The following is a 14,142-nucleotide window of genomic DNA, read 5'->3' on the forward strand; positions in this document are numbered from 1 at the left end:
TACCCTTTACATCAAATGATCAGTTAAAACCATTACTATTCGACGTATCCCTTAACCCTGTTGCACTTTTCCTTTTGTTCCGAAATCTATAATCGTTAGATCGATACTATATTGAATATCTGCTTCTACAAATATTTCGTCCCAATTATCTTTATACTCTTTCCAAAATGGATAATGTTGAACTCTAACATATTTAACTAAATTAATCGGATCCGTTTGATATTCTGTTTGCAATTGTTGAATCATTTTCTTCACTTGTTCTTCTAATTGTTTCTCAAATATGACTTCTAGTTTTTTGAGATAATCCGGATTAAAAGCATCTTCATTCGGATCCCAATTTTCCGCAAGTCTTCCTCGTGATTCCATATCAATATTAAAAAAAACTTGTTCGTTTTCAAGCCTTGTTTCAACCGATTTTAATTTCGCATCTAATATTTCATAAACGACTCGATATCCATCGATTTCTCCATCAACCATCCCACCTTCTATATCACCACTTAACCAATTAAGACTACTTATTTGTTCTGGAGTAAATTCCCCCTCTATATGAACGCCGTTTTTTAGAATCTCTCCCCCATTTAACTTGAGCTCTTCATTAACGATCGAAACTTTTGGCATCACAATGGAAAAACCACGTTGGATATAATCTGACAATTTACCCAAAGTTACTGGTCGCATAATTTCCGAGGATCGCTCATAATTCTGTGAAAGTGCATCAAGAATTTGTGATGTTGGTGCAGCGCCACTTTCATTCGGATAGGTAAAGATTTTATTCAAAGGTTCATCTGTCACAAAAACTCGAATCCCACGTCTCGTTCGTTCATCTCTAATTTTTTGATTAATAAGTTGTTCTGCCGTCCACTTTTTTAAAGCTTCGCTATGGATTACAAGAACGAGCTGGTGATCACTAATAATTCCTTGGTCTATTAACTCAAGTCTTCGGATAGCTTCTAGAGAGGTTCTTCCTGTTGTTCGTAAATTTCGATAAGTTAATTCAGAGCTTTGCTCATTTCCAATCGGTAAGTATAACTGTGTCAGCAATTCGATGTTCTCCTCATTATCTGAATCTATCCCAATACCTACTCCCATTACTAATGAAACATCCTCGATATTAGAACTGTCCCAACAGCTTACAAGGAGCAATGTACAACTCAAGAAAAGTATTTTTTTCACTATCGCTCTCATGCCCTCACCTTTTTCTTGATCGAAACGAGGATATAGCAAACAAATGGCAATATAACAAAGATAAAGACAAAGACATACTGCTGCCATGTACTTACTTTTTGAATTTGAAAAGTCGTTTCTGGCAATACAGCAATTACTGCAGCTATAATAGTACAACTTAAAAGTAAATATCCTCTACGAATAGGTAAGCTCTTATCTAAAAGGTACACCGCAGCATACAAGGCAATCATACTAGTCGTAAAAAATTGTAATGTCCAAGCCGTAATTAAAAAAGTATCCATTCGTTCCGTAAATAGTACATTTGTCTCGGCTGCATGAGTTAAGGTGATAGTTGGCCAAGTGAGGGTTTGAACTTCTATAACACCAAGTACAGATACAACAACTAAATACGTAACCATATAAATAACGGTAACGAAGGCAAGTGCATAGGCTCCCCCTCGATTTGGATTGGCTTTCGATTGTAAAGATGCGAACAAAATCATCACCACTTCTATCCCTTGAAATGACTGTAATGCATACTGTATATTTTTCACAATCGGTAGAAATCCTTCAGATGCTACGGGGCGAATATTATAAAGAACCGAATCTTTTGTTCCAATTCCTAGGACAAATAATAGAACGATCAAAGCAATCGGCAAAAAAAGACAAGCAACGCGAACTAGTGTCGGTAAAGGGTAATAAACAACATAACCACACAATAAAATAATGAGAATTATGACCAAATAATTGGGTGTCTTTTCTAAAAGGAAATAACGAATCATTTCACTCATAGCAACCGCCTGCCATCCAGTAAGTAATAAAAAATAACCGGAAATGAGAATACATAAAACTTTACTTACCCATCGTCCAAAAGCCTGCTCCATATAAACATCAATGGAAGGAATATCATGTGATTTAAAAGCAAAAATGATAAATAAATAGATGAGTAAAACGATGATCCCGGCCAAAAATAACGATATCCAACCATCAGCTGTACGGATGTTATCGGTAAGGGTTCTAGGCAAATTCAAAACACCCACGCCAAGCATAATTGACATAAGTAATGCAAAGAGTTGATAACTTGTGACCGTTTTTTCCGTATGTATTTTCGGATCCAACTGATATCACCCCTTTTTATCTTTTAGGATCGTTGGCAAGCGAAACCATAAATCAGTAAACCCATGTTTTTTGAGAGAAAATTCAAATGAAAAATAGTGAACACCGTAATTATGTAAACTCGATAAATGTATCGATAGGATAATAAAAAAGCAGACAACCCCATATAAACCAAGAACAGCTGAAAAAGCGATCGCAATGAAACTAAGCAAACGAAATGACATACTTAAACTATAAATAGGAACTGCGAAGGATGAAATGGCTGTCACTGCAATAATGATTACCATAATGGAACTAACAATATGGGCATCAACTACCGCTTGGCCGATAACAACACCACCTACTAGCCCTATTGTTTGTCCAAGTGGATTTGGTAAACGTATACTCGCTTCTCTAAGCAGCTCGACAAATAAGGTCATTACGACAACCTCTCCTACTGCTGGAAAAGGGACATTCATTCGTGTATTGATAATCGTAAGCGATAGTTCATCTGGTATTAACCCTTGGTGGAAGGAAACTAAAGCAATATAAATCGGTGGAACGAATAAAGTGATAAAAAGAGCCACATAACGCAAGATACGAATGGTAGAACCGAGCATCCACCGGTCATAATAGTCGTCCGCCGCTTGCATTTGCTGCTCCAATGTCGTTGGGACTATACAGGCAAACGGTGATCCATCAACGAATACTGCAATTCTTCCTTCTTCAAACCCCGCTAGAACCGGATCAATTCGATCGGTGCTTTGAACCTGTGGAAAAGGGGAATAAAAGGGTGAATTATCTAATAAACTTTCGATTTTTCCAGAATCTTCAATATTAGCTTGTTTAATTTTGTTAAGCCGTTCTTGCAATTCTGTAATCACTACTGGGTCCGTATTTTCTTTATGATAAACATAATTAACGACCTTTTGTTTATTTCCCGTTACAACTAAATGTTCTTTCGTAACAAGACTTCCATCTTCTGCAAAACGTCGAATCAGTGCGACATTTGTTTGAATATCTTCAATAAAAGAAACTTTTGGGCCTTTAATAGCTCTCTCTGTTTTTGATTCTTCTAAGTTCCTCCGCAACGCATGCTTTAAATTTAAGATGTAAACAAATGGGATATTTTCTAAAAGCAAAATACAGCGATCTTGGTAAATGGCCTTGACAGCCTCATAAATATCTTCTTCAACTTTTTCCGCATAACGAATCGTCGGCTCATGAAATTCCTTTTCCAACCCTTCTTTGTCAAAAAATCTCTTCGGAAGTTGTGAAAAATAATTTAGAAACACTTCCATTTTCTGCGGATCAATTTCTCCAAAATAAAAAAAAGAAATATGTCGATCTAAGCTCGGGACATACTCATGTTCCACTACTAAATCGGCTTGGTGACCAATTATTTCCTTTAATCTTTGTTTATTTTGTTTAAAGTCGGCTGAAAACACAGGCTTTATCTCCTCTTAGTCTAATAATACTTATATTGTCATAAACAAAAGGAATTTATTCTCATTTCTAATTGAAACATGAACCCTAATTAAAGTAGTTAATGATAAAGGAGGAAGTCGCGTTCTTAACTATAATAATGGGAACAACCCTGAATATAAATCGGTATTTATCAAAAAAGAACAACGTTTAAAATCATAAGCACTGGTCAAAACGGTGAAGGCGAGCTTTTTAATGAGATTCTATCTGCTTCATAATATAGAGAATTATTATGAGAAGTTGCCCTACAAAAGTTGTTGATTACAAAAATTTGTAAAACAAAAAAAGCTGTTCCCATAAAGTCTTCTTAACGACCTTATCAGACAGCCCTCTTCACTTTTGCTTATCTTACATTCATTTCACTCGGCTTTGGACCTTTGCGTTCATTACGATCAAGTTGATTAATTTGTTCCATTTCCGTTGCTGATAGCTCAAAGTCAAAGACATTAAAGTTTTCTTCAATCCTTGATGGCGTGACAGATTTAGGAATAACGATTGCCTCATTTTGCAAGTGCCAACGGAGGACGACTTGAGCGGCTGTTTTTTGGTGGGCAGCTGCAATTCTTTGAATCACATCAAGGTTTAAAACTTCTCCACCTTGTTGTAATGGACTCCACGCTTCTACGTAAATATCATGTTTAGCACAAAACTCTTTTAATTCCGTTTGAGCTAAGTATGGATGGCATTCCACTTGATTTAAGACAGGCTTTACATCACATTCAGCCAAAATTCTTTCTAAATGGTTTATGTCAAAATTACAGACTCCGATCGCTTTCACACGACCATCGTGATAAAGCTTTTCCAACGCCTTGTACGTATCGACATATTCGTCAAATTCAGGTGTCGGCCAATGCACTAAATAGAGGTCCACATAGTCTAATCCAAGCCTTTCTAAACTCTCATCAAAAGCTTTTAAAGTATTTTCATACCCTTGGTCAGAGTTCCAAACCTTTGTTGTAATGAATAGTTCTTCACGTGGGACAGATGATTCTTTTAAAGCTTTTCCAACACCCTTTTCATTTTGATAAATCATCGCTGTATCGATGGAGCGATACCCTGTTTCAATCGCCTTCGTTACCGCTGCTGTTGCTTTCTCATCTTCCACTTGCCAGACTCCAAAACCAAGCTGAGGCATTTTTAATCCATTATTTAACGTTACATGGTTCATTGGCCATTACTCCTTTTTTAGCTTAATTTTGATATATATGATTTATTATCGCATGTTCTTCAAAAAACTCCCTAAAATATGCTCATATTTTTACGAATTTTTAGAACAAAGCTATCTGTATTCTACAATGGAACAAGATCTTTCCAAGTGAATGAGAGTCATCGGCTATGATTAAATGGCAGGTGGACCGAATTTACCTTCACGATAATCCTTATAAGCTTGTTTAATTTCCTCCATCGTATTCATAACGAATGGACCACGCGGAATAATTTCTTCTTTTATCGGAGTTCCTGAGTAAATGAGTACTTTTGAACGCCGACTGTTAGCCTTTATTTTTAACTCACTTTTTCTTGATTCCTTTCCATTTTCATTAAAGGTAAGTGTTGCTACACCATGTTTAGATAATTGTACGGAATCTGTACCTTCTCCAAAATCTAAATCACCAGATAATACATAAAGAAATGCATTATGGATTTCAGGTAAGGAATGGGTGTAAATTGCTCCTTTTTCAAGGTTGATTTCCGCTAATGTAATGGGCACAACTGAATCAAGTGGCCCCTTCACCCTATCATGAAACTGACCAGAAAATACCTTGACGAATCCACCTTCGATCTCGATAACTGGAGCATCCTCCGCATATATATTTTGATAAGAGGTTTCTGTTTTTCTCAATTTTTTAGGTAAGTTTAACCATAATTGCAGAGTATGAGCAATATCATCCTTAACTCCTTCTTCTGCATGCCTTGCCGCCCAGCCTGCATTCATATATTGCACATCACCAGCCTCTAAAATATCACGTCCTCCACCATTATCAATATGTTCTAATCGCCCATCTACAACATAAGTGATCGTCTGAAAGCCACGGTGAGGATGATCTGAAAATGCTCCCCTTTTAAACCAATCTTCAGCCATTAAAATAAATGGATCAAAATCAGCCCAGCGCTCGACTGGAAGAACCCATCCCTTTTGAATAAATGGAAAAGAAGCTTCTTCATACTTTACATACCAATGATCTTTGATTTGTCTTTGAAAATTAGACATTTCTTTCATTTTCATCACTCCTCAATAAAAGCTCAACATATCGTAACAGGTAGTTTAATATAGCAGTTTCCTGATTTATTCTATTATTAGTGTATTTCTCTCAGATATTTACATACTTTTCATATGAAGATGTATGTTAAATAAATGTTAAAAGAGCCGCTTCAACTAATCAACTTATTTGCTCAGAATTTATCCTCTCATCTAGTAACTCTTTAACACCACATTTTTCACTATGATTTCTCAGCCTCATAGATCCCACCGTAATTCATCGGAGCAAGAAGTGGGAATACAACTCTCCAGAATACGCTCTACCACTAGCTTTTAATATTTATTTTTAATTCATAACATACTCTTCTTCTGAGTTATGCCTTGACGCTTTTCTCCTCTCGTTTTTTCCTAATTAAACCAACAATGAAAATGACAAGAGGCAATAATAACCCAAAAAAGAGAACGAAAGGAATCCAGAGTTCTGCAACATACGCACGAATAGAGCTTGTAAAAGGAGGAACAGCTTGAGCAATAGCTAAAACAATTAGTACACTTGGAAATACTAAAATCCGGTAAGAACTCACTTGAAATAGACGAGCAAATAAGTTTAATGCCACATACATGCATAGGCTCAGTTTAACAAATGATGTAACAATCCATTGGATCGCAATTAAAGCTTCGATTCGCTGCAAAAAATCGGCTATATTGATTTTTTTGGCCGAAAAAAAAGCAGGAAAACTAATGGAGGAAGTAAGACCAACACCTATAGTAAGAATCGTTAAAAGAGCTTTTAACAAAATAAAGAAACCCCCTAATGACACACCTATGAAAAAATATTTTCTAGCTTTTTTTTGATCGTTTATCAACGGATAAATAGCTAGCAATAGGACTAACTCTAAAAATGGGATGGAAATCATTAAAAGAGAACCTTCAAAAATAGGAACAAAACCATGTTCAAAGATTGGCTTTATGTAATCAAAATTAATATCTTTCATTAAGAGAATAACGGGTACAAGGACAACAAAAATAACAATTGGAAAAAATAATTCCGAAGCTCTTGCAAAGGTCTCTATCCCATATAACAAAGCAACAACTACGGCAATAAGCATCAGTAATTGAATAGCGTAAATAGGTGTTTCAGGAATGATTTGAGTTTTTAGAAAATCACCAGCATCCCTAAGTGTCAAACTTGCCAAAAAGAAAGCAAAACCACAATACAATAGAATAAATAACCGGCCAATCCATTTGCCCAATATTTTTTCAAGTAACTCAGGAAACGCTGTACTTGGATAAAGTGAGCAAATAGACGAATAAAAGTATACTAATAATAAGCTATAGCCAATCCCTAATAATCCTGAAATCCAAGCATCTTGTTTGGCAACTCCTGCAAGTGCCGCTGGTAAGATAAGAACGGTACTACCAATAATAAATAAACAAACTAATACCATAAATTGAGAGGCAGAGATTTTTTCCACTTTGATCATAATCCCCCCTTCCTTTTTCATTAGGTCAACCATTTTGTCCAAATAACTTTTGAAGCATCTCAAATGGATCCGGTAAACTCCCTCTTATACTTAAAGTAAGATGTAATGCTATTCCAATCGAGAATATAAACAAAAAAATAAACCACTCTCTTTTTTTCGTTTTCATTTTAAGCAAATAGGGAATTTCTATTATCCCTACAATAATTATCATGAAGATGACAAAATTTAATGGCCACATATATTCATAATCCTTCAATTATTTTTTTTACTGAATTTGTAATATTGCCCTTTCCGCGAATATTTACATCTACCGCTACATCAAAATCCATCTCCATAAAGGTTTGATTCCATTCACTCTCTTTTTTCTTCCACTCTTTTAAATTGCTCCGATAAAGAGCATCTCCAAAACCAAAAATATCGGTCCCTAATGCTTGAGCCTTTTTTATCGACGCAATGACTTCTTGTTTAATTTCATTATTCGTTTTCTCTTCAATGGAAGTCATCGTTTCTTTTTCATCAAAATTCATAGAGCATAGAGTATTTCCGATTTGTGCGTCAGCTGAAACTTTCACTTCTCCCTTAATTTTATTTTCTACAACAGTTGTTTGAACCTTTGCTGAAGTGGCTAAAATTTCAATTCCTATCTTCTCGTTTTCTGATTGTTGACATGGAATGTTTATAATCGTACTGTTAATTTCACTTTGCGTGAAGTTATACCCACGGCTTTCAGAATCATTTAACCAACCAACTAACCGGTCTTGATTAAACACAGCCAAATCATTATTAGCAAGTATCGCTGGTAACTCACTTTGATTCAGACTATCAATCGATTCTCCCTCCTTAAGATTTCCTAGTATAAATACACCTGGTAAAGCAGGTGCATTTCCTTTACTCGCTAACTCATTAATCAAATTATCAATAGTGACCGTTTCGGTTGTACCCCAAGTTTTATGAGAAGTTTGTAAAGACTGATATAGTTCGTTCGCTGGAATTTTATCTAAAATAGTTAAGACCTCCAATATTTCTTTTGCTTTCATATCTTTTGCTACTAAAAAGAAAAAATCAGCTCTAAATTCATGATCCCTCAATAAAAAGTCTAGCCCTTCTGAAATCCCACTTTTTGCAAAGTTCTCACCAAATATAACGACTTTTGTGTAAGATTCATAAATTTTTCTCGGTATTTGGGTTGTCAGTCTTCGTAATGCCTCAAACATCGTATCCCCTTTTCCATGAAAAGCAACTACTGGACTATAAGAACTACTTCCTGATTCCTGTAAAGCAATAGCGGTTGGGTTTATTATTTGGACGGTAACTAGGAACTGGCCATCTTCTGCATAATCAATTCCCATCGCTGCTGATATAGCAAGTTCATTTAATTCACGACGATTCCAGCAGCCTGTTACGAAACTAAGCAAAATAAAAATGAGCAATATTCTTATGAGCAGACCCTTCAAACCTCACACCTCCTTAATAAAAAGCGTACTCCGTTTGCTCAGAAGCTAGAGTGATTTAACTTCTTTTTCATTCTCTTTCTCTCTTTTGACATTCTGATGATTCATTAATTTCGGGCGAGCTATCATATCCCAAAGTGGCAATCTTAATATATTATCCTTTTGATCGGCTAAATTAAATGGAGCAAACGGTGACATATACGGAATACCAAAAGAACGTAAGCTACAAAGATGAAGAACAATAAGAATACAACCAATGGATATTCCATATAGCCCAAACGATGCAGCCAGAGCCATCATTGGAAAACGCAATATCCGAAATGAAGCTCCCATATTAAAGGAAGGAATCACAAAACTTGAGATAGCTGTGATCGCAACAATAATAACCATTGCAGCTGAAACAAGACCTGCTTCTACAGCTGCTAGCCCAACAACAAGTGTACCGACAATTGAAACAGCCTGACCAACAGCTCTAGGCATCCTCAGTCCTGCTTCCCTTATAATCTCAAAGGCAATTTCCATGATTAATGCTTCAACAAATGCAGGGAAAGGAACCCCTTCCCTTTGTGAATACAAACTAACTAATAATGTTGGTGGAAGCATTTCGTGATGAAAAGTTGTAATCGCAATATAAAAAGATGGTGCCAATAAAGATAAAAGCACAGCAAGTAACCTTAATATTCTTATCAATGTTATATAATCAGAACGCTGATAATAATCTTCTGGAACTTGATAAAATTCTGTAAACAATGCAGGCACGACAAGAGCAAATGGCGTTCCATTAACCAAAATAGCTACTCTTCCTTCTAACAATTTCCCAGAAACCGAATCTGGTCTTTCTGTACTTGAGATTGTAGGAAATGGTGTAAATGTCTCATCTTGAATCAGTTCTTCAATATAGCCACTTTCTAAAATCGAATCAATATTAATTTTTTCTAAGCGTCGAAATACTTCTTTCACTAATTCTGGTTCAGTAATATTATCTAGATACATAACAGCAATTTCCGTTTTCGTTGCACGCCCTATCTCCATCGATACAACTCTTAAATTGATCGAGCGAATACGCTGTCTAACAAGTGCTGTATTCGTCCTTATCACTTCAGTAAAAGAATCTCTAGGCCCTCGCACTAATACTTCTGTTTCAGATTCTTGTATACTTCGTTCCTTATAGTTCTTCGTATCAATGGCTAGTGCTTCGTTTATCCCATCTACAAGCAACAACGTATTACCATTAAATAAAATAGCATAGGCGTCCTCATACTCATTTATCTTCTTAATATCACTCGTCGAAATACACTCTATAATATTTGATAAATCCATTAACTCTTCGAAACATTCCTTATTCCTGTATTCATCTCTAATTGCGACAATAACCGATTCCTCTATGACATTACAATCGGCGATACCCTCAATATAAATTAAAGCCATCTCTTTTTTGTGTTCGAATTGATTAATACTTAGCTTTCGTATTACTAAATCACAATCATTATCAAAACTCTTTTTTATCTTGAGTAAATTATCGTCAAGACTTTCTTCAAAAACAGGAGAAGCTGTCGTAATTGGTTGTCTCTTTTTCTCATTCATTGAATATTGATATTTTATTTTTCTTAATTTTCTCGACAACTTCACCACACCTTTATTTAATACATTTAATCCTCCGGTTAGTTTAAACAAATCTATTTTTTTCTATTCCCGAGAAGATATAAAAGTTTAGGACACTCCAACAATAAAAAAAGACTACTGATAAAGGAATATCCTTATCAGTAGTCTCATAATTTCTTAACTGTTCTCCGTTTGTTTTGGTAAGTTCCAAAAATATTTCATTCTTTTTGCATAAACATTCCTTTTTTATCAAGAATAACATTGAATGAAAAAAGGAGATGAATAAATGAAAGAAAGAATAGTTAAGTGGGTGTTAATTATTGGGCTTCTATTTTGTTACCAAATGACGGATCTCATGATTGTTTCTGCTAATGAGGATACAGCAGGTGATATTTCGCAGCAGTGGTGGAAAAAAGACAAACGAGATAAACCTGATGAAGACTTTCCTGACCTTAGAGGAGGACCTGAAAACCCTGAACGACAACGGCAGCAGCCTGTTGACATGAACCTCCTACAAGAACGGTATCCCGACACGTTTATCTTACAAGGTCCAGCTGATCAAAATCGAATTGCGTTAACGTTTGATGATGGCCCCGATCAACGTTTTTCAAATGATGTATTAGATGTGTTAAATCAGTACAATGTACCAGCAACGTTTTTCTTATTGGGCTCAAGAGCGGTTGCTTATCCTGAAATTGTGACGCGAATTCAAAATGAAGGTCATGTAATTGCCAATCACACTTATTTACATCCGAACCTCGTTGATGAATCCGATATCGAAACTCTAGAAAGAGAAGTATCTAGAACTGAAGATGCTTTGAATGACATTATTGGCTACCGAACAAGTTTATTCCGTCCACCATATGGCTTTTTATACAATGAACTAGTCGAAAAACTAGCGGAAATGCAATATTTAGTTATTGGCTGGTCAGTCGATTCATTGGACTGGCAGGAAGACCCACCTGAGACCATTGCTGCTAATGTATTAGATAACGTTCAACCAGGGGCAATCATTCTGATGCATGACGGGGCCGATTGGGATGGAGATAGAACCAATACGATCGAATCCCTTCACCAAATTATTCCTACCTTACAAGAGCAAGGCTATGAGTTCGTGACCGTACCAGAATTGTTAAATGTTCCATTTGCAAAATAGAAGACTATCTCAAAAGGGTTTTTACCTTTTGAGATAGTCTTTTTTAGTGAAGAGAAATTTACGTTTATTAAATATCAAGTAGTGTAGTACCTATTTCAACTTCTCCGCGATGAGCGAAGCTGCTTTTTTAGGGTTCATTCGATAAATAAAGTCCAACAGCTTTGAATCTTTACCAGCTAAAACTCGGTATTGGTTATTTTCTGTTCCTTTTATAATAATTTCAGCTGCGTCTTGCGGTGTTAATAGTTTTTTCTTTTGTTCAGCAGTAGCTTCTTTTCTCTCACCAGTATCAGCACCTGAATTTTTCGTAATATCTGTGCCAACCCCTCCAGGGAAGACAACTGTGACATTGACATTTGTATCCTTTAGCTCAGAATGTAAACCTTCTGTCATCAATTTAACGGCAGCCTTAGATGCCCCATAAATAGATTGTCCAGGAACAGGTAAAAATCCACCCATACTTGAGATATTCGTAATATGGGCAACCGGTCTTTTAAGCAGATGAGGCAAGAACGTTTTCACCATATATAACGTGCCATAGAAATTGACATCCATCACTAGTTTAATTTTTTCATAGTCTAAGTCATTAACATGTACGAATGGTTGAATAATCCCAGCATTATTAATGAGGGCATCAACCGCACCATGGTAGGCCATTACCTGCTCAGGTAGCGCCTCTACGGCTTCTCTATCTGTAATGTTGACAACATGTGTGGAAACCTTATCTTTTTTTTCCCCCGCTAGTTGGACTGTTTCTTCTAATCCATTCTTATTCAAATCAACCGCTGCTACTTGAGCCCCTTTTGAAAGAAGATTGAGAACTAACTCACGTCCAATTCCACTACCTCCACCAGTAACAACAAATACTTTATTTTTAATTTCCATAATATATGCCCCCTTATTATCCTATTTAATCGTTATCTATTCTCAATCGTAGTCAAGAAACCGAAAAATGAATCCGTTTTCACAATGAAAATAATGAACACTTGTTGATTTATTTAAATCTATGTATAGTATAATAATGAAAGAAATAATATACAATCCGCAAATATAGACCTATTTGTTCATTATCAAACACCAGTGAAACGATATGTCTGTTAACGAATAAACGGAGGATAATATGTCGATAAAAAACAATTCTAAAGACAGAAGAATTATCAAATCAAAAAACGCTTTAAAAGAAGCATTAATTTCCTTAATGAATACGAAAGATTTTAAAGAAATTACGATTACAGACATTGTGCAAATCGCTGACTTAAATCGAGGAACTTTTTATAAACATTACCAATACAAAGAGGATATTCTTGAAGAGATTATCGATGATGTCATCACCCATTTAATTGATTCCTATCGTAAACCGTATAAAGACAAAGAGACTTTTGACGTGTCACAGCTAAGTTCAAATGCCATTCATATTTTTGACCATGTCTTAACATATTCAAATTTCTATTCGCTGATTGTTCAATCAAACGTCTTATCTGGTTTTCATCATAAGATTTATAAAGTGATTAAAGACCTAATTTTGCACGACCTTACGGATTATATTTCTACACATACAATAAATAAAGAATTGCTAGCAAGTTATCATTCATATGCGATCATGGGTATAATCATTGAATGGATTGAGAATGATTTCAAATACAGCTCCAATTATATGGCCGAGCAGTTACTATTTATCGTCAAAATGGATCGAAATAACCTTTTTTCCAATCAAGGTATAATAGACAATTAAATTAGCTAAAAAGAGTGGGGTTACACAGGTCATTTTAAAGATCCGAACGGACATGTTTGGGAAGTCGTTACTTGGAACAAATAACTAGAAAGATAAATACACCCGATTATTAAACGTAGAAACTGAAAAACGGCACCATCGTTAAAATAGCGTTACATTAAGTTGGTCTATTCCGCGGGTGAACCGGGAGCCTCCTCGCTCCGCTGCGGGGTCTCCCGTTTTCCACTCCCCCTGCAGGAGTGCTCCTATTCTTTCCTTATATCTAGTATTTTCGAAAGTTCATTTTCAGAATATACGTCTAACCCATTCCTCCTTAACAATGCAGTCGTGACACCCATACCATCGAGCCTCTCCCCATTAAATTTTCCATTATAAATAAAGGAACTACCACAAGATGGACTATTTTCTTTTAAAACTACAGCTGTAGCTCCTACACTTTTAGCCTTGTCTAACGTTTCTTTGGCACCATTAAGATAAAGTTCTGTTACATCTCTTCCCAACTTATCAACGACCTTAGCGAAGCCGTCTAAAACGTCTTCACCATTTCCCTCGATGATTTCGGCCGGTTCTCTTGGTGTAGTAAATCCACCCAATAGTTCTGGGCATATCGATACAACCTCTTCATTATCAAACCATTTCTTAATCGTACTATCCATACAGTCTTGTCCATCATAACGCACTTTAAATCCAGCAAGACACGCACTAACTAACAGCATTACTCTCACCTCATTCACTGATTTTTAAGTTAAATTTACTTTTACCGCTTGTATTTATTT

At 35.8% G+C, this 14,142-nt stretch carries 12 protein-coding genes; 2 read left to right on the top strand and 10 right to left on the bottom strand.

What is annotated here, in order from left to right:
• Positions 1-51: 51 nt before the first annotated feature.
• From AA0017_RS15820 to AA0017_RS15855, 8 genes are all read right to left on the bottom strand, one after another.
• A complete protein-coding gene (locus AA0017_RS15820) occupies positions 52-1,272 on the bottom strand; it encodes a Ger(x)C family spore germination protein (protein WP_413375977.1) in 1,221 nt (406 codons plus the stop codon).
• Positions 1,182-2,282: a GerAB/ArcD/ProY family transporter gene (locus AA0017_RS15825; protein ID WP_413375979.1), complete on the bottom strand. Its 1,101-nt coding sequence runs from the start codon at positions 2,280-2,282 to the stop codon at positions 1,182-1,184. Before AA0017_RS15825 ends, AA0017_RS15820 begins: the two co-directional genes overlap by 91 nt.
• A gap of 6 nt (positions 2,283-2,288) precedes the next feature.
• Entirely contained in the window at positions 2,289-3,707 is a 1,419-nt protein-coding gene (locus AA0017_RS15830; RefSeq protein ID WP_413375981.1) for a spore germination protein, read from the bottom strand.
• A gap of 380 nt (positions 3,708-4,087) precedes the next feature.
• Positions 4,088-4,912 (bottom strand): aldo/keto reductase, encoded by an 825-nt coding sequence (locus AA0017_RS15835; protein WP_413375983.1) that lies wholly within the window; start codon positions 4,910-4,912, stop codon positions 4,088-4,090.
• Between the two features lie 171 nt (positions 4,913-5,083).
• Positions 5,084-5,962, bottom strand: coding sequence for a pirin family protein (locus tag AA0017_RS15840; protein ID WP_413375985.1), 879 nt, complete (start codon positions 5,960-5,962; stop codon positions 5,084-5,086).
• Between the two features lie 353 nt (positions 5,963-6,315).
• The gene (locus AA0017_RS15845) at positions 6,316-7,425 is read right to left on the bottom strand and encodes a GerAB/ArcD/ProY family transporter (RefSeq protein ID WP_413375987.1); all 1,110 of its coding nucleotides are present in this window, start codon (positions 7,423-7,425) and stop codon (positions 6,316-6,318) included.
• A 242-nt stretch (positions 7,426-7,667) separates the two neighbouring features.
• Positions 7,668-8,879: a Ger(x)C family spore germination protein gene (locus AA0017_RS15850; protein ID WP_413375989.1), complete on the bottom strand. Its 1,212-nt coding sequence runs from the start codon at positions 8,877-8,879 to the stop codon at positions 7,668-7,670.
• 45 nt (positions 8,880-8,924) lie between these two features.
• On the bottom strand, positions 8,925-10,505 hold the full coding sequence (locus AA0017_RS15855) for a spore germination protein (RefSeq protein ID WP_413382636.1): 1,581 nt from the start codon (positions 10,503-10,505) through the stop codon (positions 8,925-8,927).
• A 259-nt stretch (positions 10,506-10,764) separates the two neighbouring features.
• Here AA0017_RS15855 and AA0017_RS15860 point away from each other — a divergent pair, with 259 nt between their 5' ends.
• Positions 10,765-11,634: a polysaccharide deacetylase family protein gene (locus AA0017_RS15860; RefSeq protein WP_413375991.1), complete on the top strand. Its 870-nt coding sequence runs from the start codon at positions 10,765-10,767 to the stop codon at positions 11,632-11,634.
• Between the two features lie 90 nt (positions 11,635-11,724).
• Here AA0017_RS15860 and AA0017_RS15865 read toward each other — a convergent pair whose 3' ends face one another.
• Complete coding sequence (locus AA0017_RS15865) at positions 11,725-12,519, bottom strand: SDR family NAD(P)-dependent oxidoreductase (RefSeq protein ID WP_413375993.1); 795 nt, start codon at positions 12,517-12,519, stop codon at positions 11,725-11,727.
• Between the two features lie 235 nt (positions 12,520-12,754).
• Between AA0017_RS15865 and AA0017_RS15870 the strand changes: the two genes are divergently transcribed.
• Complete coding sequence (locus AA0017_RS15870) at positions 12,755-13,366, top strand: TetR/AcrR family transcriptional regulator C-terminal domain-containing protein (RefSeq protein WP_413375995.1); 612 nt, start codon at positions 12,755-12,757, stop codon at positions 13,364-13,366.
• 245 nt (positions 13,367-13,611) lie between these two features.
• Here the strand turns inward: AA0017_RS15870 and AA0017_RS15875 are convergent, their stop codons facing one another.
• Positions 13,612-14,082 (bottom strand): DUF523 domain-containing protein, encoded by a 471-nt coding sequence (locus AA0017_RS15875; RefSeq protein ID WP_413375997.1) that lies wholly within the window; start codon positions 14,080-14,082, stop codon positions 13,612-13,614.
• Positions 14,083-14,142 lie beyond the last annotated feature (60 nt).

This window comes from Alkalihalobacillus phoenicis, from assembly GCF_047302405.1.
In the GTDB taxonomy this organism is placed as follows: domain Bacteria; phylum Bacillota; class Bacilli; order Bacillales; family Bacillaceae_D; genus Alkalihalobacillus.